The sequence below is a fragment of the Pseudomonas fluorescens genome, from assembly GCF_902497785.1.
GTDB classification, from domain to species: Bacteria; Pseudomonadota; Gammaproteobacteria; order Pseudomonadales; family Pseudomonadaceae; genus Aquipseudomonas; species Aquipseudomonas fluorescens_BO.
Map to the genome: position 1 here is coordinate 74,734 of NZ_CABVHK010000003.1, position 23,059 is coordinate 97,792.

The following is a 23,059-nucleotide window of genomic DNA, read 5'->3' on the forward strand; positions in this document are numbered from 1 at the left end:
TTTCGACGAATACGGCACACTACCGGGCGCCCGAGCACCTGCTCGGTTTTATCCCTTCATGCAGAAGCCGTATGACCCGTTCCCCGTTCCGCCGTCTTGTGTTTGGCACCCTGCGCCGACTGCTCTACCTCTGGGTTCGCTCGGAGACAATCAATCAGTCGTCGTTCACCCTCAACCTCGACCGCAGTCGTCCGGTGTTCTACGTCCTGCAAAACCCTTCATTGACCGACCTCGCCGTGGTCGATACCGAATGCACCAAGGCCGGGCTGCCGCGCCCGGTATTACCGGTGTCCGTAGGCAATCTGCTGGAACCCGCCGCGTTCTTTTACCTGACCCCCGACCCCGACTGGCTCGGGCGTCAGGACAAACGCGGCGCGCCGCCGACGCTGACCCGTCTGGTCAGCGCCCTCACCCAGAATGCCGCCGAAGACGCGCAGATCATTCCGGTCAGCGTGTTCTGGGGTCAGTCGCCAGACAGTGAATCAAGCCCGTGGAAACTGCTCTTCGCCGACAGCTGGGCGGTCACCGGGCGTCTGCGGCGATTGCTGAGCATCATCGTGCTGGGGCGCAAAACCCGCGTGCAGTTCTCCGCACCGATCCACTTGCGCGAACTGATCGAGCACAACAAGGGCCACGAGCGCACCGTGCGCATGGCCCAGCGCATTCTGCGGGTGCATTTTCGCAACCTCAAAGCCGCGGTCATCGGCCCGGACATTTCCCACCGTCGCAACCTGGTCAAAGGCCTGCTCAATCAGCCGCTGGTCAAGCAGGCGATCCTCGACGAAGCCGAGCGCGAGAACATCTCCCCGGAGAAAGCCAAGGCCCAGGCGTTGCGCTACGGCAACGAGATCGCCTCGGACTACACCTACACCGCGATCCGTTTTCTGGAAGTGGTGCTGAGCTGGTTCTGGAACAAGATCTACGACGGGATCAAGGTCAACCACATCGAAGGCGTGCAGAACGTCGCTCAGGGTCATGAAGTGATTTATGTGCCCTGCCATCGCAGCCACATCGACTACCTGCTGCTGTCCTATCTGCTGTTTCGCAACGGCCTGACCCCGCCGCACATCGCCGCCGGGATCAACCTCAACATGCCGGTGATCGGCAGCCTGCTGCGCCGGGGCGGCGCGTTTTTCATGCGCCGCACGTTCAAGGGCAATCCGCTATACACCTCGGTGTTCAACGAATACCTGCACACCTTGTTCACCAAAGGTTTTCCGGTCGAGTATTTCGTCGAGGGCGGCCGCTCGCGCACCGGGCGCATGCTGCAACCGAAAACCGGGATGCTCGCAATCACCCTGCGCAGCTTCCTGCGCTCCTCGCGCATGCCGATCGTGTTCGTGCCGGTGTACATCGGCTACGAGCGCGTGCTCGAAGGCCGGACCTACCTCGGCGAATTGCGTGGCGCGAGCAAGAAGAAAGAGTCGATCTTCGACATCTTCAAAGTCATCGGCGCGCTCAAGCAGCGTTTCGGTCAGGTGGCGGTGAACTTCGGCGAGCCGATCAAACTGGCGGAATTCCTCGACAGCGAGCAGCCCGACTGGCGCCAGCAGGAGCATGGCCCGCAGTTCAAACCGGCGTGGCTCAACGAAACCACCAATCGACTGGGCGAAAAAGTTGCGCAGCATCTCAACGAAGCCGCAGCGATCAACCCGGTCAATCTGGTGGCGCTGGCGCTGCTGTCCACCAGTCGCCTGGCACTGGACGATCGGGCCATGGCGCGGGTGCTGGATCTGTATCTGGCGCTGCTGCGCAAGGTTCCGTATTCCCCGCACACGACGTTGCCGGAAGGTGACGGCCGCGCGCTGATCGAGCATGTGAAGGACATGGATCTGCTGTCCGAGCAAAGCGATGCGCTGGGCAAAATCCTCTACCTGGACGAGCAGAACGCCGTCCTCATGACCTATTACCGCAATAACGTGCTACACATTTTCGCCCTGCCGGCGTTGCTCGCGAGTTTCTTCCAGAGCGCCTCGCGCATGAGCCGCGAACAAATCCTGCGCTATACCCGCGCGCTGTATCCGTACCTGCAATCGGAGCTGTTCATTCGCTGGTCGCTGGACGAGCTGGATGCGGTGGTCGATCAATGGCTCGAAGCGTTCGTCGAGCAAGGCCTGTTGCGCTTCGAGAACGAGGTGTTCCTGCGTCCGGCGCCCAGCTCGCGACATTTCGTGCTGCTGACCTTGCTGTCGAAAAGCATCGCCCAAACGCTACAGCGCTTCTACATGACTGTTTCCCTGCTGCTCAACAGCGGCCAGAACAGCATCAGCGCCGAAGAACTCGAAGACCTGTGCACGGTCATGGCCCAGCGCCTGTCGATCCTGCATGGCCTGAACGCCCCGGAGTTTTTTGACAAGAGCCTGTTCCGCCACTTTATCCAGACCCTGCTCGACCTCGACGTGCTCAAGCGTGACGAAGCCGGCAAGCTGAGTTATCACGACCTGTTGGGCGATCTTGCTGAAGGGGCCGCGAAGAGGGTGTTGCCGGCGGAAATTCGCTTGTCGATTCGTCAGGTGGCGTTGCATCGCAGTGAAGATGCGGCGGATCTGGTCGCCTCTCAACCCGAGACTTGATGCAAAAACCAGTGGGAGCGAGCCTGTGTGGCGAGGGAGCTTGCTCCCGCTGGGCTGCGAAGCGGCCCCAAAAGCTTTGCGACTGCTTTGCAGCCGAGCGGGACGGTGCGGCGTTCCGACAAGCTCCCTCGCCACACAGGCTCGCTCCCACAATGATTGGAGATGTACGATGAAAAAGCTCTCTCTGTTGGCCATTACCGCGTTGCTGGGTGCCTGTCAGTCAATGCAACCTGCCGCCAAAACCAGCCTCGACGGCGAAGTCTTCTACCTGCAACGCATCGCCCTGCCATCGACCGCGACCTTGAGCGTCAGTTTGCAGGACGTCTCTTTGGCCGACGCCCCCGCCGTGGTGCTTGCCGAGCAAAAAGGCCCCGTCAAAGGCCAGGTGCCGCTGCCATTCCACTTGAGTTACGATCCCGCGCAGGTCAAACCGGGTCATCGCTATTCCGTCAGCGCGCGCATCGAAGTGGATGGCCAGCTGATGTTCATCACCACCGAACATCACGCCGTGCAGCTGGATGGCAGCGATCCGCAGCCGCTGAAAATCCGCGTCGATGCGGCCCGCTGATTGTTTTTTTGCACAACTTTTTTCGAACAAGGAAATCACCATGTTCCGCCCTACCCTTCGCTTCGCCGGCCTGTGTGCAGGCTTGATGATGTCTGCCAGCGCCCTGGCGCTGTCGCTCGGTGACTTGTCGCAAAAAGACGCCACCGGCGGCCTCAAGGACGCACTGACCCAAGGTGCGCAACTGGCTGTTAAACAACTCGGCACACCGGGCGGGTTCAGCAACAACCCGGACGTGAAAATCGAGCTGCCGGGCAAACTGGGCAAGGTTGCCAGCAAGATGAAAGCCTTCGGCATGGGCGCCCAGGTCGATCAACTGGAAACCAGCATGAACAAAGCGGCGGAAGCCGCCGTCACTCAGGCCCAGCCGATCCTCGTGGACGCGGTGAAGAAAATGAGCGTGGAGGATGCCAAAGGGATTCTCAGCGGCGGCAATGATTCGGCCACGCAATACTTGAGCAAAACAAGCCGCGAACAGATCCGCGTCAAGTTCCTGCCCATCGTCAAGCAAGCCACCGACCAGGTCGGCCTGGCCAAACAATACAACTCGTTCGCCGGCCAGGCCGCAACCCTCGGCGTGCTGGATGCGAAAAGCGCCAACATCGAAAGCTACGTGACCGAACAGGCGCTGAACGGCCTGTTCGAGATGATCGGCAAACAGGAAGAAACCATCCGCCAGAACCCCGCAGCGGCCGCGACCAGTCTGGCGAAGAAGGTGTTTGGCACGCTCTAACGATCATCCGTAGGAGCTGCCGCAGGCTGCGATCTTTTGATCTTTTGATCTTTTGATCTTTTAACTTAAATGAAAAGACTGCAGCCTGCGGAAGCTCCTACGGGGCAGCGCGTAGAAAGAACACCCACTCCCGTCCCACCTTCCGCTTCTCGAACACCTTCAACTCTGCCAGCCCGTTCAGGGTGGCCGACGCAGTGTTGTAAGAGCAGTTCAGATTCTCCTTCACATTGACTGCCGTAAATTCCTTGGCCATCCCACTCTTGGCCACCTGGAATACAGCACGCTGCTTTTCAGTCAATCGGTCAAAAAAGCCGGACGCCAATAACCAGCGATCAAAGCTGTCGGAATACGCCAGGCTTTTCCGATAAGCCTCAGCAAAACCTCTGACAGCACGCAGGACTACGGAACACTGAAAGTCGATGAAGTAAGTCAGATCGAGGTCATCCGCTTCAGTGTTCAGATATGACCGCCCATATTTAACCGGGGCGTTGCGCAGCAAAATGCTGATCGCTATGTGACGAAAAGCCGAAAAATCATTCTTGAACATGAACCAGTAAAACAGCGCCCGCGCGACCCGGCCATTGCCGTCGCGAAAAGGGTGCTCAAAGCCCAGCGCAAAATGCAGCGCGATGCCTTTGATCAGAGGATGAAGGTAACCCGGTTGCTCGGGATCATTGTGGGACTGATTGATCCAGTTCGACAGCACCTGTAATCGAGACTTCAGCCCGGCAGCAGGTGGCGGCGAATGCACGGTGTTGCCCTCTCCGTCCTGTACCACCACGTCATCGCTATTCCTGAACTGGCCCGGCGAATACTGCGTGTCATCAATGCCCTCGACGCCGACCTGGTGCATAGCGCAGATCAAATCGGCACTCAGGGTTTCATAACGCTTTTCCCAGGCGAAGTTCATCATCCTGTAGTTGCCAATCACCATTCGCTCGTCCGGCGTACGCGGCAGGCGTTTGCGCTTGAGCATGTCCTTGGCCACCCGCGTGGTCGTCGCCGCACCTTCGAGCTGGCTGCTACTGATGGCTTCGTCTTCGATCAGATCATTGAGCAGGTAGCTGAAATGCGCGTGCTCGCCAATCTGACTGGTCATGAACTCCAGCGCCGCTGTCGTCCCTTGCCGGTCGACGGCGGAGATCGCTTTCTGCGCCAACGGCGTGAGTACGAAGTTGCTCCATTGGAGCGGCTCGCCCAGTGGTAACACGCTCGTGTACTGCGCGGTCCGCGCTTTTTTCACCAGCGCCCAGCACAGGTGTGGATCGAGCCCCGGCGCCCAGCGGTAGCGCAATTCGTCGAAGGGGCGATAGCGGCCCTGATCGTCCAGCGGCTTGAGCAGGGAGAGGTAATCCGAGAGGCGTTCTTTGTGAGGAGACTTCCCCAACAGGTCGAACACTGGATCTGTTCGCCCCTTCAGCATCGGTGGCTTTTTCATTATTGCTGTCTCAAAACCTCATGAAACTGAGGCTTGAGTACAGCATTGAGCTCCCTCTGACTCAATATCGGAGGTTTCCGAAATACGTGTAGGAGCTGCCGCAGGCTCGGGCCGCGTTCGGACGATCTTTTGATTTGGCATTCAGATCAAAAGATCAAAAGATCGCAGCCTGCGGCAGCTCCTACAGGGTGTTCAGGCGGGTTCTTTCTTGATGCGGAACCACGCCGCATACAGCGCTGGCAAGAACAGCAACGTCAGCGCCGTCGCCACGATCAAGCCGCCCATGATCGCCACGGCCATCGGCCCGAAGAACACGCTGCGCGACAGCGGGATCATTGCCAGCACCGCAGCAAGCGCGGTCAGCACGATGGGGCGGAACCGGCGCACCGTGGCTTCGATGATCGCCTGCCAGGGTTTGAGACCGGCAGCGATGTCCTGCTCGATCTGGTCCACCAGAATCACCGAGTTACGCATGATCATCCCCGACAGCGCGATAGTCCCGAGCATCGCGACGAAGCCGAACGGCTGGCGGAACACCATCAGGAACAAGGTCACGCCGATCAATCCCAGTGGCGCTGTCAGAAACACCATCACCGTGCGTGAGAAACTTCGCAGTTGCAGCATCAGCAAGGTCAGCACCACCACGATGAACAGCGGCACGCCGGCCTTCACCGAATTCTGCCCGCGGGCCGAGTCCTCCACGGTGCCGCCGACTTCCAGCAAGTAACCGTCGGGCAGTTCGGCGCGGACCGGATCAAGGGTCGGCATGATCTGCTGCACCAGCGTCGCCGGTTGTTCCTTGCCGTAGATGTCGGCGCGGACCGTCACGTTGGGCAGGCGGTTACGGTGCCAGATGATCCCCTCTTCGAAGCCGTATTCCAGCGTCGCTATCTGCGAGAGCGCAACGCTGCGACCGTTGTCCGTCGGCACTGCCAGACTCGGCAGCAACGACAGTTCAGTACGCTCATGCAAGGTGCCGCGCAGGAGGATTTCGATCAACTCGTTGTCTTCGCGGTACTGGCTGACGCTGGAACCGGTCAGCGAGCTTTGCAGAAACTTCGACAGGTTCGCCGTGCTCACGCCGAGCGCGCGGGCGCGGTCCTGATCGATGTTGAGGTACACCACTTTGCTCGGCTCTTCCCAGTCGAGGTGAACGTTGACCACGTGGGGATTTTCGCGAACCTTGGCGGCGACTTTCCGGGCCAGGGCGCGGACTTCTTCGATGTGCTCACCGGTGACCCGGAACTGCACCGGATAGCCCACCGGCGGGCCGTTTTCCAGGCGAGTCACCCGCGAGCGCAAGGCCGGGAATTGCTCATTGAGGGTTTCGATCAGCCAGGTGCGCAGGGGTTCGCGGTCTTCGATGGTCTTGGCCAGAACGACAAACTGGGCGAAGCTCGCCGCAGGTAGCTGCTGATCCAGCGGCAAGTAAAAGCGCGGCGAACCGGTGCCGACGTAGGCCACGTAATTGTCGATGCCGGCGTGATCCTTCAACAAGCCTTCAAGCCGTTTGACCTCGTCGGCGGTGTTGCTCAGCGACGCACCTTCGGCCAGTTTCAGATCGACCATCAACTCCAGCCGACCGGAAGCCGGGAAGAATTGCTGCGGCACAAAACGGAACAACACGATTGAGGCGATGAACAGCACCACCGTCAGCGTGATCACTGTTTTGCGCCAGCGCACGCACCACTCCACCAGTCGCCGGACGCGCTCATAAAAAGGCGTGGCGTACGGGTCAGGCTGACCCGCGCCGTGTTTGGCTGCATGAATTTTCGCCAGATCCGGCAGGAGTTTTTCCCCCAGATAAGGCACGAACACCACGGCGGCAATCCACGATGCCAGCAGCGCGATGGTCACCACCTGAAAGATCGAACGAGTGTATTCGCCGGTACCCGATTGCGCGGTGGCAATCGGCAGGAACCCGGCGGCGGTGATCAGCGTGCCGGTGAGCATCGGGAAGGCGGTGCTGGTCCACGCGTAGCTCGCGGCTTTGACCCGGTCGAAGCCCTGCTCCATTTTAATCGCCATCATTTCCACGGCGATGATCGCGTCATCCACCAGCAAACCCAGGGCCAGCACCAACGCGCCGAGGGAAATCTTGTGCAGGCCGATGCCGAGGTAATACATGCAGGCGAAGGTCATCGCCAGCACCAGCGGAATCGCCAGCGCCACCACCATGCCGGTGCGCACGCCAAGCGAGAAGAAGCTCACCAACAGGACAATCGCCAGCGCCTCTACCAGCACCTGAACGAACTCGCCGACGCCGGTTTTGACGGCAGCCGGCTGATCGGAAACCTTGCGCAACTGCATGCCGGCCGGGAGATTTTTCTGAATTCTGTCGAACTCGATTTCCAGCGCCTTGCCCAGTACCAGAATGTCGCCGCCGTCCTTCATCGCGACGGCCAGGCCGATGGCGTCTTCGGCCATAAAGCGCATGCGCGGTGCCGGTGGATCGTTGAAACCGCGACGAACGTTGGCGACATCGGAGATACGGAATGTACGATCGCCGATGCGGATCGGGAAGTTCTTGATCCCTTCGACCGTCTGAAAATTCCCCGACACCCGTAGCTGCAATCGCTCGCTGGTGGTTTCAAAAAACCCGGCCGTGGACACTGCGTTCTGCTCTTCGAGCGCCTGTTGCACCGCCGCCAACGGCAAGCCGAGGGTGGCCAGTTTGACGTTGGACAGTTCGACCCAGATCTTCTCGTCCTGCAACCCGAGCAAATCGACCTTGCCTACATCCTTGACCCGCTGCAGCTGAATCTGGATGCGGTCGGCGTAGTCCTTGAGCACCGCGTAATCAAAACCGTCGCCAGTCAATGCGTAGATATTGCCGAAGGTAGTGCCGAATTCATCGTTGAAGAAGGGTCCCTGAATGCCCGGTGGCAGCGTCTGGCGAATGTCGCTGATCTTTTTGCGCACCTGATACCAGAGTTCCGGGATGGCCACCGAGTGCATGGAGTCACGCGCGACGAACGTCACCTGGGATTCGCCCGGCCGCGAGAACGAGACGATGCGCTCGTACTCGCCGGTTTCCATCAGCTTCTTTTCGATGCGCTCGCTGACCTGGCGCGAGACTTCCTCGGCCGTGGCTCCCGGCCAGTTGGTGCGGATGACCATGGCCTTGAAGGTGAAGGGTGGGTCTTCGCTCTGGCCGAGTTTGGTGTAGGAAAGTGCACCGACGATGGCCAGCAACAGCATCAGGAACAGGACGATCTGGCGATTACGCAACGCCCATTCGGAAAGATTGAAACCCATCGGGAATTACTCCTTGTCCGCCAGATTGACTACGCGGTTGGAGCGATCCACCGGGCGTACCTGCTGCCCGTCGTGCAGCACATGGACACCGGCCGCTACCACCCAGTCACTGGCGTTCAGGCCTTCGAGCACCGGCACGGTTTTCTCGCCGAATGCACCGACCCGCACCGGGGCTTTTTTCAGGGTGTTGTTGGCGCCGAGCACCCACACGTAGGTGGCACCGTTTTCTGCGGTGAGGGCCGACAGCGGCACTGACAACGACACCACCTCGGCGGACTGGATGAACACCCGGGCGCTCTGGCCGAGTTCGGCGGGGACCTTGCCCGCAGCGAACGCAATGCGCGCGGCGAAGGTGCGGGATTTTGGATCGGCGGCGGGCGACAATTCACGGATGCGCCCGGCGAAACGTTGATCCGGTTGCGTCCAGAGTTCCACCGAGACCGGCTGCCCGACCTTGAACCGGCCGAAGTTCTGTTCTGGCAGGCTAATCAGTACTTCGCGCTCGCCATCGGTGGCGAGAGTGAAAACGGTTTGCCCGGCGGCAACCACTTGCCCGACTTCCACCGCACGCTTGGCTACGACGCCGTCCTGCGGCGCACGCAGCACCGCATAGCTGGCCTGATTGGTGGAGACGTTGAACTCGGCCCTGATCTGCTTCAGGCGTGCTTCACCGGATCTGTAGAGGTTTTCGGAATTGTCGTACTGGGAGCGGCTGACCATCTGACGCTCCATTAGCGTCTTGTAGCGATCACGCTCGGCGCGCACCAGATTCAGGTTGGCTTCGGCAGCGGCGACCTGGGCGCGAGTCGCCTCCAGTTGCAGGCGCACGTCTTGGGCATCGAGTTCCGCCAGAGGCTGATCGGCCTTGACTCGCTGCCCTTCTTCGACCAGTCGTCGGCTGACTTTGCCGCCAATCCGAAAGGCCAGCTCCGGCTCGTAGCGGGCGCGGACTTCACCGGGATAACTTTCCATGGCCTGCGCCGAGGGCTCCGGTTGCACCACCATGGCCGGTCGCACGATGACCTGCGGCGCCTCTTCGTGACCACACGCAGATAATAAAAACGCCAGGCTGACTGGCAATGCGAGGGGCAAGGCATAGCGGAACATGGTGAAGGACCTTTCGCTAATGGTGCTTGGAATAATTATACTGGCCGGTATGTTATTAATAGCAAACTCACCAGTCCAGTATTAAAAGCGAATAATGCCGAACAATCTTCCAGCACCCAACGGTCCGGGCCGCCCCAAGGATCTGGCCAAGCGCCAGGCGATCCTCGATGCGGCGAAAATCCTGTTTCTGAGCAAGGGTTATGCGAACACCAGCATGGACGCGGTAGCGGCCGAGGCCGGGGTGTCGAAGCTGACCGTCTACAGCCATTTCACCGACAAGGAGACCCTGTTCTCCGCTGCCGTCATGGCCAAATGCGAAGAACAACTGCCTACGCTGTTTTTCGAATTGCCTGAGGGCATCTCGGTAGAGACGGTACTGTTGAACATCGCGCGTGGTTTTCATCATCTGATCAACAGCGACGAATCGGTAAACCTTCACCGCTTGATGATGACCCTCGGCAGCCAGGACCCGAAACTCTCGCAGATCTTCTTCGAAGCCGGGCCGGAGCGCATGCTGCTGGGCATGGAACGGTTGCTGGGCAAGGTGGATCAGAGTGGCGCGTTGAGCATCGCCAAGCCGCGTAACGCAGCCGAGCATTTCTTCTGTTTGCTCAAGGGCGCGGGGAATTTTCGCTTGTTGTATGGCTGTGGCGAGCCACTGACCGGGGATGCGGCGGAGGAACATGTGCGCGAAGTGGTGGGGTTGTTTATGCGGGCTTATCGACCAGAGTCGGCCTGATAGCTTTTGGTTGTCCGGCCTGGCCCCTTCGCGAGCAGGCCCGCTCCCACATTTGATCTCCACACGACACACATCCAATGTGGGAGCGAGCCTGCTCGCGAAGGGCGCGCCACGGTCTCAGGGCTTGAGCGCCTTCTTCGGATAAATGTCATACCGGCTGGATTTCCCGTCCAGCGCATGGCTCGGCTTGGGCCCCGCAATGCACGGCGCCTTGCGCGGGCGCTTGACCACCACCCGGTGGCTGGCCAGTGCCAACGCCGCTTCGAGCAACGCCGGCGCATCCGGGTCATCCCCCACCAACGGCCGGAACAGGCGCATTTCCTTCTTCACCAGCGCGGTTTTCTCACGGTGGGGGAACATCGGATCGAGATAGATCACCTGCGGCGGCTCACCTTCCCAGTCGCGCATCACCTCGATCGAGTTGCCCTTGAGCAAACGCATGCGCGCCACAATCGACGCCACGTCGAAATCTTCCGCGCCACGCGCCAGTCCGTCCTCAAGCAAGGCACCGATCAGCGGTTGACGCTCGATCAGGCTCATCTCGCAGCCCAGACTCGCCAGCACGAACGCATCCTTGCCCAGGCCGGCCGTGGCATCCAGCACACGCGGACGTACGCCCTGCGCGATGCCCACCGCTTTGGCGATCATCTGCCCGGTTCCACCGCCGAACAACCGGCGATGGGCCGCACCACCCTCGACGAAGTCGACCCGCACCGGCCCCGGTGCGTCCGGCCCCAACTGCTGCAATTGCAAACCTTGCTCACCGACCTGCAAGGCAAACTCGCCGTCCGCCACTTGCAGGGGCAAGCCCAGGCGCTCGGCCCATTGCTCGGCCTGTGGCTGATAAGCCGCACTCAAGGCCTCGACGTGGATGCGGCAAGCCGCCGGTTGATCAATCATGGGAAAACACGCTCAAAAAATTAATGATCGGCAAAAACGGCCGATAACAAAACTAACGAGCATTTTGCCAGAGCTGAGCGTCGACCGAGAGAAATGTCAGACATTCAACGCACATCGATAGGTTACATCTCGCCCCACGGCGATTTTGGCCTGCGAAACTCCCAAGCACTGAGCGGCGTCAGTCACCTGTGGCAAGATTTTTTTGCCCAGGCGCTGGCCGATCAGTCGGGCGATGTCGTGCCGGCGTCTCTCACGTTCCCGCCCGTCGACCTTGAAAGTCCGCAAGAACCCACCGTTGGCAGTGAACTGCTGGCGCACATCGTTTCCCAGCGCGAATGCGATGTGAAAGAAACCCAGGTCAAACCACCCGAGCCACTGTTCCTGCCAATTGCCGAGTTCGAAATGGACCTGGCGGACAAACCGTTCCCACCGTTCCCGGCCGAAGAGATCGTCGCCCAACAGAAGCAGCAGGACTTCGAAAGCGGCTGGGTTCGCCCGATCGTCCTGACCCACGGCCAACCGCAGCCAGTCCCGGGCGCTGCACCGCAACCGCGTCCACTGCATTTGCCGATTGCCGAATTCGAACTCGATCTGCTGGACAAACCGTTCCCGCCGTTCCCGGCCGAAGAGCTGGCCGAGCAACAGAAAAACTTCGACTTCGATATCGGCTGGGCGCGCCCGATCGTGCTGCAGAACCTGCGCATTGCCGCCTGACCTTCAATAACAAGCCTTCAGCGACACACCCACCACGGCCCGACATCCACATGAAAGTGATTGCGATGGGCGGCGTTGTAGTCCGGGCTCAACACCACACTGAACATGTCGCAGGCGCCGTCGCGAACCTGGCGTAGAAACCGTGCGTCCTGATTATCCTTCGGCCAATCCTTGAGCACGCTGATGGTGCGGCCGTCGGCCAGGCGGAATCCGGCGATATCCAGCGCATCGGCGCTGGCATGCTGACTGCGCCTGCCGTTTTCGCGCCCGTAGACGTTGCGACAGGCAAAGCTGCCGAGATGGTCGACGCGGGTCACCGCTTGCCCATAGACCGCCTGCGCGGCGGGTTGCAGGGCATGGTGTTCGAATAGCGCGAACGATACCGCCAGACGGCAACTGGCGAGGAAACTGCTATTGAGCGTTACGTCGCCACCCTGCACACGCAAGGTGTTGATCAGCGGACAGCTTGCACCCGGACTGTCGGCCTGCCGCGCCACGCGCAAACCGGAGCTGCTCAGGGCTTGATCGCACAACTGCGGATCATCGCGCAGGCGCATCAGCTTGTAGCGGGTCAGCAGGTTCGGCTCGGCCTTCACGTCCAGCGGCGCCCACGGGTTCCATTGCGGGGGCAGCAATACCCAGCCGCGCCAGACGCTCACGCCCGCCGCACCGACTATCAGAACCAACACCAGCAGCACCTGCAAAAACCGCATCGTCAGCCTTTGAACAATTGATTGGCCTGCGCGTATGGCATCGACCGCGAGGTAAAGCTGAACGTGCCCGAGGTCTTGATCTCTTCAGCCGCACGGTAAAACTCACCGAGCGCCGCCAGGGCGAGTGCCGAACCGACGCTGATGCGTTTGACGCCCATTTCACTCAATTGCTCGACGGACAGTTTCAGCCCGCCCGACATCAACACGTTCACCGGTTTCGGCGCCACGGCGCGGACCACCGCCAGCACCTCTTCAGCGCTGCGCAGACCCGGCGCATACAACACGTCGGCACCGGCTTCGGCGAACGCCTGCAAGCGGCGAATCGTGTCGTCCAGATCCGGATGGCCATGCAGGAAGTTCTCGGCCCGCGCCGTCAATGTGAAATGGAACGGCAAGCTGCGTGCAGCGGCGACGGCGGCTTCAATCCGCGCAACGGCATGCTCGAAGCAATAAATCGGCGCGTCGGCGCGACCCGTGGCGTCTTCAATCGATCCCCCCACGGCGCCCGCGTTGGCGGCGCGTAAAATACTTTTCGCACAGTCGGCAGGGTCGTCGGCAAAACCGTTTTCCAGATCGACTGCGACCGGCAGGTCAGTGGCCGCGACAATCGCCCGAACGTTCGCCAGGGTATCGTCCAGCGTCAGCCCGCCGTCGGGGCGAGCCTGAGAAAAGGCAAAACCGGCGCTGGTGGTCGCCAGTGCCTCGTAGCCCAGGCTGGCGAGTATTTTCGCCGAGCCGGCGTCCCACGGGTTGGGAATGACGAACGCACCGTCGCGTTCATGCAGCGCTTTGAACGCTTGGGCTCGAAGGGTTTGCGCATCCATTGGCAGGCTCCTGAAATGGGAACGAAGCCGCCTCAGAGCAGGCCAAGTTGCTCGGCGGCGGGCTCTCTGTATAGCTCAGGCAGCGGCGGCAGGCCAGGCAATCGCAGCATCAGTCTGGCGTGAAAACGTTGCGCGAGTCTGGCGGCCAGCAGGTTGTCGGCGGTGTGCAGGAAGATATAGGGCGTGCGGCCCCCTTCGATCCACTCGGCGATTTTCTCGACCCAGGGCACCAGGAATGGATCGTTGGCTTCCAGTTGCGGATGGCCAATGAAGCGTACTTGCGGGCATTGGGTGAACGCCGCCGGCCGGGGCGGAACCCGGGGCTTCTGCGATTGAGCGTGAAGCAAGGCAGGATCGGTGGAGGTGCAGCTGAACAGCGCGCGCGGATCCAGGCAGATGCGCTCGACGCCGCGATCCAGCAGCAGGCGATTGAGCGAGCGCTCGGCCTCGCCTTTGGCGAAGAAATCGTCGTGCCGCACTTCGATAGCCAGCGGCCGGTCCACCGCATCGATAAAACCCGCCAGCTCGTGCAAGCGTTGCGGCGTGAAGCTTTTCGACAGCTGCAACCACAGCGGCGACACCCGCTGGCCGAGCGGGCTGAGCAATTGCAGGAAGGTTTCGGCAGCGGTCAGTTGTTCGCGCAGATCGCCGCCGTGGCTGATGTCGCGGGGGAATTTGGCGGTGAAACGGAAATGCTCGGGCATGGTCTCGGCCCAGCGCTGCACGGTGCTGGCAGCCGGGCTCGCGTAGAAGGTCGTATTGCCTTCAACGGCGTTGAATACTTGAGAATAGAGAGCTAAAAAATCGGCGGGTTTGGCGTCTTGCGGATAGAGATAATCGCGCCAGGCGTTTTCACTCCACGACGGGCAGCCGAGGTAGTAAGGCAGCAGCATCAGATGTACAGGTCGAGGCCCAGCACATCCGAATCCCAATCGACAAAACCGGCGGTGCTGAGGTAGCTGGCCAGGGCCATCGCCACACTTTTGCTCATGGCGCGGTGGTAAATCATGTCTTGCTGACGCGCCGGAAGATTGCTCAGGCGCTGCGCGGAGGCTTTGGCGGCACGGGCGGCCATTTGCTCTTCGGAGGGGAATTCCAGCTCGCCGTCGATATCAACGGAGTCGTCGTCAACCACATGCCCTTTGCGGGGCTGGCGCTTGATGGGGTAGGACTGAGAGGAAAGGCCGTCTATACGCATAAAGTCATGCTCGGTATCGATGATGGCAGTCTAGTGGCACATAACCCACTTCGCAAACCGCCGAGTGATAACTAGAACACAGAAAAGCGAAAAGGTTTAAAAGCGGGGAGATAAAACGACGATTGGGTGTGTTTGAACAAACATTGTGGCGAGGGAGCTTGCTCCCGTTCGCCTGCGAAGCAGGCGTAAATCAGGCTGCGCAGTGCATGTACCTGCCAACTTTTGGGGCCGCTTCGCAGCCCAGCGGGAGCAAGCTCCCTCGCCACAGGGATTCAACGGGCCTTTGGCGTCGCAACCTTGTCGCGCAAGTACACCGGCTGCGCCTCATCCGCCACAATCGCTTCACCGCGCTCCCAGGCGAAACGCGCCAGGGTCAGCAGGTCTTCGGCGTGAGGCAACAGGCCTGCGTCCTGGCCGGTCAGGCTGACGGCGATGCGTTCGGCATAGCCCCAACCGGTGCCCGCGCCAAACCATTCACCGCTGGCATCGGCCGGCAACGCCGCCACTTCCGGCGACAATACGGCCTCGTTGCCGACCAGTCGCATCTCCCCCGCCGTCTCGCGGTAGCAACCCCAATACACTTCATCCATCCGTGCATCGATGGCCGCCGCGACCTGGCTCACGCCGTGTTCGCGATACGCCCGTTGCGCCAGCACCGCCAGGTTGGACACCGGCAACACCGGGCGATCCAGCGCAAACGCCAGGCCCTGCACCACACCAATGGCGATGCGTACGCCGGTGAACGCGCCCGGCCCGCGACCGAAGGCAATGGCATCGACCGCTTGCAGGGTGGTGCCGGCATCGGCGAGCAACTGCTGGATCATCGGCAACAGCTTCTGCGCGTGCAGGCGCGGGATCACCTCGTAATGGCTCGTGACTTTGCCTTCATGCAGCAAGGCAACGGAGCAAGCTTCAGTCGCGGTGTCCAGGGCCAGCAAGGTGCTCATCGATGTTTCCGTAAGAGAGGTCAGAAAAAGTGCGCCAGTATAAACAACTACGGCCCGCAAGCGGGCCGTAGAAGATGAAGCGGTTCAGACTTTTCAGCTCAGCGCTTCAAGGACCTTGCCGGTGATCGCTTCAACCGAGCCGACGCCAGCGATGTGGCTGTACTTCGGCTTGCCGTCAGTGGCGGCGGACAGCTTCTGGTAGAACTCGACCAGCGGCTTGGTCTGCGAATGGTAGACCGACAGGCGATGACGAACGGTTTCTTCAGTGTCGTCCTTGCGTTGCACCAGGGCTTCACCGGTGATGTCGTCTTTACCGGCGATTTTCGGCGGGTTGTAGACGGTGTGGTACACGCGGCCGCTGGCCTCGTGAACGCGACGACCGGCAATGCGCTGGACGATTTCTTCGTCGTCGACGGCGATTTCAACCACGTGATCGAGCTCGACGCCAGCCTTCACCAGGGCTTCAGCCTGAGGAATGGTGCGCGGGAAACCGTCGAACAGGAAACCGTTGGCGCAATCCGCCTGGCTGATGCGTTCCTTGACCAGATTGATGATCAGGTCATCGGATACCAGGCCACCGCTGTCCATGACGCTCTTGGCGACCAGGCCCAGCTCGGTGCCGGCCTTGACCGCGGCACGCAGCATGTCGCCGGTGGAGATTTGCGGGATGCCGAACTTTTCGGTGATGAACTTTGCCTGAGTACCTTTACCGGCCCCGGGAGCTCCCAGCAGAATGACGCGCATCGATGTGCTCCTCAATTTTTATATAGATAACAACGGATTCGCCTCGTGGGGCCAATCTCAAAACAGGGTCGTGACCGCCCAAACGGCCAAAGGCTGATCAAGATACACAGCAGGCCCGGACCACACAAGCCGCCGAAAGTCGGAGAAACCCGCGCCTTGCGTGACCTTGCGACGGGGTACCCCTCGTCGCAACCCCGTCATTAACTGTCGCCTGGCAGCACTTTCCAGCCCTGCGCAAACCGGCACTCGACGCCGGGGTCGAGTACCCTGCCCCCCGACCAAAACCTTAGCCGGTATTTCGCAAACCGGCGGCAATCCCCGCCACAGACACCAGTAATGCTTGTTCTACCGGGCTGCCCTGTGCCACCTCCTGCTGCCGCGAACGCGCCAGCAACTCGGCCTGCAATAGATGAAGCGGGTCGAGATAGGTGTTGCGCAAGCGGATGAATTCGAGGGTGTCCGGGCTATGTGCCAGTAGCTGCGACTGACCGGTCAGCCCCAGCACCACCGCGCAGGCCTGCGACAATAGGTCGCGTAAATGCGCGCCCAATGGCAGCAGATCCGGCTCGACCAGCCGTTCGTCGTAGGAGCGGGCAATGTCGGCGTCCGCCTTGGCCAGCACCATTTCCAGCATATCGATGCGCGTGCGGAAGAACGGCCACTGCTCGCGCATCTGCCCCAGCAATTCACCTTCGCCGCGCTCCAGCGCCTTGCTCAGCGCCGCTTCCCAGCCAAGCCAGGCGGGCAACATCAGACGCGTCTGGGTCCAGCCGAAAATCCACGGGATCGCCCGCAGGCTTTCGATGCCGCCGGCTCGACGCTTCGCCGGACGACTGCCCAGCGGCAGACGGCCCAGCTCCTGCTCCGGGGTGGACTGGCGGAAATACTCGACGAATTGCGGATTTTCCCGCACCACGGCGCGGTAAGCGCTGACACCGTCTGCCGCCAATTCGTCCATCAAATGGCGCCAGGCGGGCTCAGGGGGCGGTGGTGGCAACAAGGTCGCTTCCAGCACCGCCGCGAGGTACAGATTGAGGTTTTGCTCGGCGATGTCCGGCAGGCCGAATTTGAATCGAATCATTTCCCCCTGTTCGGTCGTACGGAAACGCCCCGCCACCGAACCCGGCGGCTGCGACAGAATCGCCGCGTGCGCCGGACCGCCGCCACGGCCGACGGTGCCGCCACGACCGTGGAACAACAGCAGCTCCACTTGTTGCTCGCGGCAAATATCGACCAGGCGCTCCTGCGCCCGATACTGCGCCCAGGCCGCCGCCGTGGTGCCGGCGTCCTTGGCCGAGTCGGAGTAGCCGATCATCACTTCCTGCGGACCTTGCAGGCGCGCGCGATAACCCGGCAGCAGCAACAGTTTTTCGATCACCGGGCCGGCGTTATCGAGGTCGGCGAGGGTTTCGAACAGTGGCACCACGCGCATCGGCCGCAACACGCCGGCCTCTTTGAGCAGCAATTGCACCGCCAGCACATCGGAAGCGGCACCGGCCATGGAGATCACATACGAACCCAGCGAAGCGCCCGGCGCGGCGGCGATTTCGCGGCATGTAGCGAGCACTTCAGCGGTGTCGGCGGACGGTTTGAAATACGCTGGCAGCAATGGCCGACGGTTGTTCAGCTCGCGCATCAGAAAGGCGATGCGCTCCTCTTCGCTCCAATCTTCGTAGCGACCGAGGCCGAGGTAATCGGTGATTTCGGTCATCGCCGCCGAGTGTCGCGACGAATCCTGACGCACATCGAGGCGCACCAGGAACAAGCCGAAGGTGACCGCACGACGCAGACAATCGAGCAGCGGACCGTCAGCGATCACGCCCATGCCGCACTCGTGCAACGACTGGTAACAGAGCTCCAGCGGATCGAGCAGATCACGGTTGTTTTGCAGCACGTCGGCCGCTGCCGGGGTCGCCGTTTTCAGAGAAGCGTGCGCCCAGTTACGGGTGGCGCGCAGCCGTTCGCGCAATTGTTTAAGCACGGTGCGATAAGGCTCGGCGCTATCGCCAGCCTTGGCTTTCAGCGCGGCGCTGGCCTGTTGCATCGACAGCTCGGCCGCGAGGTGATCGATATCGCGCACGAACAAATCGGCCGCCATCCAGCGCGCCAGCAGCAACACTTCGCGGGTCACGGCGGCGGTGACGTTGGGGTTGCCGTCGCGGTCGCCGCCCATCCATGACGAGAAGCGAATCGGCGCGGCTTCCAGCGGCAGGTGCAGGCCGGTGGCGTCATGCAGGGCTTTATCGGCCTTGCGCAGGTAGTTCGGGATCGCATGCCACAGCGAATGCTCGATCACCGCAAAGCCCCACTTCGCCTCGTCTACCGGGGTCGGGCGGGTACGGCGGATTTCTTCGGTGTGCCAGGCTTCGGCGATCAGGCGCTGCAACTTCGATTGAATCTGTTCGCGCTCGGCGCTGGTCAGGTCGCGATGGTCCTGGGCGGCGAGCTGGGCGGCGATGGCGTCGTATTTCTGGATCAGCGTGCGGCGCGCGACTTCAGTCGGGTGCGCAGTCAACACCAGGTCGATTTCCAGACGGCCCAATTGCCGCGCCAGGGATTCGGCCCCATGACCTTCGGCAAGCAAACGCGCGAGCAGTTCAGGGAGCACTCGCGCCTCGAACGGCGGGGGCTGCGATTCTTCGCGACGGTGAATCAGCTGATACTGCTCGGCGATATTCGCCAGATTGAGAAACTGGTTGAACGCCCGCGCCACCGGCAGCAACTCGTCTTCGCTCAACTGGTTGAGGCTGGCGCTCAGTTCGGCGTCCATCGATCCACGACGGTCGGCCTTGGCACCTTTGCGGATCTGCTCGATCTTGTCGAGAAAACCGTCCCCGTACTGTTCACGAATGGTGTTGCCCAACAGCTCACCCAACAGGTGAACGTCCTCGCGCAAGCGTGCATCAATATCGGTCATCAGCCGTTCTCCAGCGAAAAATCCGGTGTGCTTTGTCACAAGAGAGTGCCGCTGCAAGGCACTTCTTACAAGCACACGACGAAGGGACTTTAAACTCAAGGCGTTCAAGCTAGTCTGAAGAGTAAGCCGTACAACGGCTTTCTCCGGCCATGGCCGGACATTCATTTGCCTGCCACGAGCCGGCGCGTCATGAGGTTTTTATGAAAATCCGCGAGCTTGCCCAGCATTGGGAAGAAAACGCCAAGGGTCGCCTGACCGATACCGGCTACGCGATTCATCTGGATGTGGAAGCCGCCGCGCGACTGGCGGCGATTATCGAGATGTACCCCAAACGGCACCCTGAAGAACTGCTCGGCGAACTGATCGGCGCTGCGTTGGAAGAGTTGGAAAAAAGCTTCCCGTACGTGAAGGGTTCGACCGTTGTCGCCACCGATGAGGAAGGTGATCCACTGTACGAAGATGTCGGCCCGACCCCGCGTTTTCTTTCGCTGTCACGTCGGCATCTGCACGATCTGTCGTCCGTTGATGACAAGCAGAAACATTAGAGTTGCCGCATAACCTGTGGGAGCGAGCCTGCTCGCGAATACGGTGTGTCAGTTGAAACACTTGTCGACTGACCCACCGCATTCGCGAGCAGGCTCGCTCCCACATTTGACTTGCATAACATTCGGATATTGCGTGTTCCCGCAGCTACAGCTCCTCCGCCTATTGCCAAAGCTCCCGATTTAGAGCCTTGTCCGTTCGGTCAATAATTCTCAGGCGATTGGCCATCTTTTCTGAACTTTTGAAAAACCCCTCCGGTCGTACCCAGTAACCACGCCTGGGACGGCCGTTTCAAAACGCCTCGAAAATTTGATGGTTGCGGCTCCACACCCAGGATGGATTTTAGTTTTTCAGGAGTTATTCCAATGGAGTTGAAGACCATGAAGATCAGCACTGCCAAGTCCTCGTTCAATCATCTGCGTAGTCTGAAACTGGCTGCCCTGGCCATCGGCAGCAGCTTCGTGCTGGCCGGTTGCGCCGGCAACCCGCCGAGCGAGCAATACGCCGTGACTCAGTCAGCGGTGAACAGCGCCGTCAGCGCCGGCGGTACCGAATTCGCCGCCGTTGAAATGAAGTCCGCCCAGGACAAGCTCAAGCAAGCCGAAATCGCCATGCACGACAAAAAGTATGACGAAGCCCGCGTGCTCGCCGAACAGGCCGAATGGGACGCTCGTGTAGCCGAACGCAAAGCCCAGGCGTTGAAAGCCGAACAGGCGGTGAAGGACTCTCAGAAAGGGGTTCAGGAACTGCGTCAGGAAAGCCAGCGCACCGTGCAATAAGCGCCGCTGCGACGTACTTCTTACTCGACTTAAAAGGACGATACCAACATGCGCACACAATTGATGATCCCTGCTCTGCTGGCCGCAAGCGTTGCATTGGCTGCCTGCTCGACGCCGCCTAACCAGAACCTGGAACAGGCCCGCACCAACTACAGCGGCCTGCAAGCCAACCCGCAGGCGAGCAAAGTCGCGGCGCTGGAAACCAAAGACGCCAGCGATTACCTGGACAAGGCCGACAAGGCGTATCTGGACAAGCGCGACGCGAATGAGGTCGATCAACTGGCCTACCTGACCAATCAGCGTGTTGAAGTGGCGAAGCAAACCATCGCGCTGCGCACCGCTGAAGCCAACCTGAAGAACGCTTCTGCCCAACGCGCCCAGGCTCGCCTGGATGCCCGCGATGCGCAGATCAAGCAGCTGCAGGACAGCCTGAACGCCAAGCAGACCGATCGCGGTACGCTGGTGACCTTTGGTGATGTGTTGTTCGCCACCGACCGTGCCGATCTGAAATCCAGCGGTCTGGTCAACATCAACAAACTGGCGCAGTTCCTCCAGGAAAACCCGGACCGCAAAGTGATTGTCGAAGGCTACACCGACAGCACCGGCACGGCTTCGCACAACCAGTCGCTGTCCGAGCGCCGCGCCGCTTCCGTGCGTACCGCGCTGGTGAAGATGGGCGTTGATCCTGCGCGCATCGTTGCCCAGGGTTACGGCAAGGAATACCCGGTTGCTGAAAACGGCAGCGTTTCCGGCCGGGCGATGAACCGTCGGGTGGAAGTGACCATTTCCAATGATAATCAGCCAGTGATTCCGCGTTCGGCTGTTAGCTCGAACTAAGCTTCACCTGGTAACGCAAAAGCCCCGCCTGATTTGATCAGAGCGGGGCTTTTTTAAGATCAAAAAATCGCAGCCTCGTTTCACTCGACAGCTCCTACACGGTTCCTGCATAAACCATGTGCTTCTGTAGGAGCTGTCGAGTGAAACGAGGCTGCGATCTTTTCGAGCGTGCTACGGTTGCAGCTTCTGCGGCGTTTCCTGGCCGATGCAACGCACGGCTCTTTTCTTGTTGTTGACCAACACGCCGCTGAGGCCTTTCTGGTCGGTGTCGAACATCACCAGCACCCCATCGACGCACTGAGCCACTTGCGCAGCGGGCTCGAGGGAGACTTTGTAGTCTTCGCCCGGCACGGTCTTGAGCAGGGTGAAGTCGCTGAGCAGCAGCGCATCTTCGGGTTTGGCGAAGTGCAGGTAACCGTAGAACCACAGGGCCCCGACGGTGCCGAGGATGCTGCAGATACCGGTGATGATCAGCGGGATGGCGTTACGTTCTTCACTCATTGCGGGCTCTCTGGTGGTTCATCTTCAGAATGTTCGGGGGCCGGGTAGTTGGGGGTTTCACCCAGCCGGCGCAGACCGTTGAAATGCTGCGGGTCATCGAGGTAACGCAGCATGACCTTGCGCCACACCGGGTCGGCGAACGTCTGCACATGACCGCCACGGGTCAGTTGCAGGACGCGCGGCGGCGGCGCAGCTTGATACAGACGGATGCCGTTGGAAAGGGGCACGATCGGATCGTCGATGCTGTGGTAGATCAGTTTCGGCACGCCGTTGAGTTGCGCCATGGAATTGATTGCGCTGTCGCCGTCCGGCACCAGCCACGACAGCGGCACCTGAAACGCCCAGGTCAGCCAGGAATGGCTCAGGGCAAATTGGCCGATGCTGCGATAACTGGCGGGCACGCCATCGAGGACAAACGCCTTGAGTTGTTTCTGGCGTTCGGGGTGCTGAACCAGGTAATGCACGGCCATGGAACCGCCGAGGCTTTGGCCGAGCAGGATCAGCGGTTTGCCTTTGACCTCGGGGGCGTTGTCGAGCCATTTGAATGCAGCGTCAATGTCCTGATAAATCGCCGGCAAACTGGGTTCGCCTTCGGACAAGCCGTAACCGCGATAATCGATCAGCAGCACTTGGTAGCCTTCTTCCGGCAACCACCAGCTACCGCCGAGATGCATCGGCAGATTGCCGCCGTTGCCATGCAAGTGCAGCACCGTGCCTTTGACCTCGACACCTTTCTTTGCCGGCAGCCACCAACCGTTGAGCTTGAGGCCGTCAGCGGTGGTCAGGGTGATTTCGCGGTAGTCGAGTTTGGCTTTTTCCGGGGTGAACAACTGGCCGGGTTCGGGGTAGAACAGCAAGGAGCTGCAACCGCTGAGGGTCAGTAGAAGGCAGAAGATGCCGAGGATTCTCATCCGTTGAAGCCTCGCAAGAAATAAAGTTGGAACACAATCCTGTGGTAAGCAAATTAACTGTGGGAGCGAGCTTGCTCGCGATAGCGGTGGATGAGTCCACCTCTATGTCGAAAGGTAA

At 60.6% G+C, this 23,059-nt stretch carries 21 protein-coding genes; 8 read left to right on the forward strand and 13 right to left on the reverse strand.

Annotated elements, in window-relative coordinates:
• The first annotated feature begins 71 nt into the window (after positions 1-71).
• From plsB to F8N62_RS05380, 3 genes are all read left to right on the forward strand, one after another.
• Entirely contained in the window at positions 72-2,573 is a 2,502-nt protein-coding gene (gene plsB, locus F8N62_RS05370; protein WP_150709974.1) for a glycerol-3-phosphate 1-O-acyltransferase PlsB, read from the forward strand.
• Between the two features lie 169 nt (positions 2,574-2,742).
• Entirely contained in the window at positions 2,743-3,141 is a 399-nt protein-coding gene (locus F8N62_RS05375) for a YbaY family lipoprotein (RefSeq protein WP_150709975.1), read from the forward strand.
• Positions 3,142-3,181: 40 nt separating this feature from the next.
• A complete protein-coding gene (locus F8N62_RS05380; RefSeq protein ID WP_150709976.1) occupies positions 3,182-3,871 on the forward strand; it encodes a DUF4197 domain-containing protein in 690 nt (229 codons plus the stop codon).
• Between the two features lie 97 nt (positions 3,872-3,968).
• Here the strand turns inward: F8N62_RS05380 and F8N62_RS05385 are convergent, their stop codons facing one another.
• From F8N62_RS05385 to F8N62_RS05395, 3 genes are all read right to left on the reverse strand, one after another.
• Positions 3,969-5,309, reverse strand: a complete 1,341-nt coding sequence (locus F8N62_RS05385; RefSeq protein WP_150709977.1) for a Fic family protein — start codon at positions 5,307-5,309, stop codon at positions 3,969-3,971.
• Positions 5,310-5,501: 192 nt separating this feature from the next.
• Positions 5,502-8,567 (reverse strand): efflux RND transporter permease subunit, encoded by a 3,066-nt coding sequence (locus tag F8N62_RS05390; RefSeq protein WP_150709978.1) that lies wholly within the window; start codon positions 8,565-8,567, stop codon positions 5,502-5,504.
• Positions 8,568-8,573: 6 nt separating this feature from the next.
• The gene (locus F8N62_RS05395; protein ID WP_150709979.1) at positions 8,574-9,674 is read right to left on the reverse strand and encodes an efflux RND transporter periplasmic adaptor subunit; all 1,101 of its coding nucleotides are present in this window, start codon (positions 9,672-9,674) and stop codon (positions 8,574-8,576) included.
• Positions 9,675-9,768: 94 nt separating this feature from the next.
• On the opposite strand from F8N62_RS05395, the gene F8N62_RS05400 reads away from it, so the two are divergent.
• Entirely contained in the window at positions 9,769-10,413 is a 645-nt protein-coding gene (locus tag F8N62_RS05400) for a TetR/AcrR family transcriptional regulator (protein WP_150709980.1), read from the forward strand.
• Between the two features lie 117 nt (positions 10,414-10,530).
• On the opposite strand, the gene F8N62_RS05405 is transcribed toward F8N62_RS05400, so the two are convergent.
• Positions 10,531-11,313 carry a class I SAM-dependent methyltransferase gene (locus tag F8N62_RS05405; RefSeq protein ID WP_150709981.1) on the reverse strand — a complete coding sequence of 261 codons (783 nt, stop codon included), beginning with the start codon at positions 11,311-11,313 and terminating at the stop codon, positions 10,531-10,533.
• 93 nt (positions 11,314-11,406) lie between these two features.
• Between F8N62_RS05405 and F8N62_RS05410 the strand changes: the two genes are divergently transcribed.
• Positions 11,407-12,027 carry an energy transducer TonB gene (locus F8N62_RS05410; RefSeq protein ID WP_150709982.1) on the forward strand — a complete coding sequence of 207 codons (621 nt, stop codon included), beginning with the start codon at positions 11,407-11,409 and terminating at the stop codon, positions 12,025-12,027.
• A gap of 17 nt (positions 12,028-12,044) precedes the next feature.
• On the opposite strand, the gene F8N62_RS05415 is transcribed toward F8N62_RS05410, so the two are convergent.
• The 7 genes from F8N62_RS05415 to ppc form a co-directional block, all read right to left on the reverse strand.
• A complete protein-coding gene (locus F8N62_RS05415) occupies positions 12,045-12,740 on the reverse strand; it encodes an extensin family protein (protein ID WP_150709983.1) in 696 nt (231 codons plus the stop codon).
• A 2-nt stretch (positions 12,741-12,742) separates the two neighbouring features.
• On the reverse strand, positions 12,743-13,564 hold the full coding sequence (locus F8N62_RS05420; protein ID WP_150709984.1) for an isocitrate lyase/PEP mutase family protein: 822 nt from the start codon (positions 13,562-13,564) through the stop codon (positions 12,743-12,745).
• 32 nt (positions 13,565-13,596) lie between these two features.
• On the reverse strand, positions 13,597-14,457 hold the full coding sequence (locus F8N62_RS05425; RefSeq protein WP_150709985.1) for a DUF72 domain-containing protein: 861 nt from the start codon (positions 14,455-14,457) through the stop codon (positions 13,597-13,599).
• Entirely contained in the window at positions 14,457-14,762 is a 306-nt protein-coding gene (locus F8N62_RS05430) for a hypothetical protein (protein ID WP_150709986.1), read from the reverse strand. The genes F8N62_RS05425 and F8N62_RS05430 overlap by 1 nt, the downstream gene beginning before the upstream one ends.
• Before the next feature lie 272 nt (positions 14,763-15,034).
• Entirely contained in the window at positions 15,035-15,709 is a 675-nt protein-coding gene (gene tsaB / locus F8N62_RS05435; RefSeq protein WP_150709987.1) for a tRNA (adenosine(37)-N6)-threonylcarbamoyltransferase complex dimerization subunit type 1 TsaB, read from the reverse strand.
• A 93-nt stretch (positions 15,710-15,802) separates the two neighbouring features.
• Complete coding sequence (gene adk / locus F8N62_RS05440) at positions 15,803-16,453, reverse strand: adenylate kinase (protein ID WP_150709988.1); 651 nt, start codon at positions 16,451-16,453, stop codon at positions 15,803-15,805.
• A gap of 286 nt (positions 16,454-16,739) precedes the next feature.
• A complete protein-coding gene (gene ppc / locus F8N62_RS05445; protein WP_150709989.1) occupies positions 16,740-19,370 on the reverse strand; it encodes a phosphoenolpyruvate carboxylase in 2,631 nt (876 codons plus the stop codon).
• A 200-nt stretch (positions 19,371-19,570) separates the two neighbouring features.
• Between ppc and F8N62_RS05450 the strand changes: the two genes are divergently transcribed.
• The 3 genes from F8N62_RS05450 (at position 19,571) to F8N62_RS05460 (ending at position 21,529) form a co-directional block, all read left to right on the forward strand.
• Positions 19,571-19,915, forward strand: coding sequence for a pilin assembly protein (locus F8N62_RS05450; RefSeq protein ID WP_150709990.1), 345 nt, complete (start codon positions 19,571-19,573; stop codon positions 19,913-19,915).
• Positions 19,916-20,278: 363 nt separating this feature from the next.
• Positions 20,279-20,692: a DUF4398 domain-containing protein gene (locus F8N62_RS05455; protein ID WP_150709991.1), complete on the forward strand. Its 414-nt coding sequence runs from the start codon at positions 20,279-20,281 to the stop codon at positions 20,690-20,692.
• 48 nt (positions 20,693-20,740) lie between these two features.
• Positions 20,741-21,529: an OmpA family protein gene (locus tag F8N62_RS05460; RefSeq protein WP_150709992.1), complete on the forward strand. Its 789-nt coding sequence runs from the start codon at positions 20,741-20,743 to the stop codon at positions 21,527-21,529.
• A gap of 171 nt (positions 21,530-21,700) precedes the next feature.
• Here the strand turns inward: F8N62_RS05460 and F8N62_RS05465 are convergent, their stop codons facing one another.
• Both F8N62_RS05465 and F8N62_RS05470 read right to left on the reverse strand, forming a co-directional pair.
• Positions 21,701-22,030 (reverse strand): hypothetical protein, encoded by a 330-nt coding sequence (locus tag F8N62_RS05465; RefSeq protein WP_150709993.1) that lies wholly within the window; start codon positions 22,028-22,030, stop codon positions 21,701-21,703.
• Positions 22,027-22,941: an alpha/beta hydrolase gene (locus tag F8N62_RS05470; RefSeq protein WP_150709994.1), complete on the reverse strand. Its 915-nt coding sequence runs from the start codon at positions 22,939-22,941 to the stop codon at positions 22,027-22,029. Before F8N62_RS05470 ends, F8N62_RS05465 begins: the two co-directional genes overlap by 4 nt.
• Between the last annotated feature and the right edge of the window lie 118 nt (positions 22,942-23,059).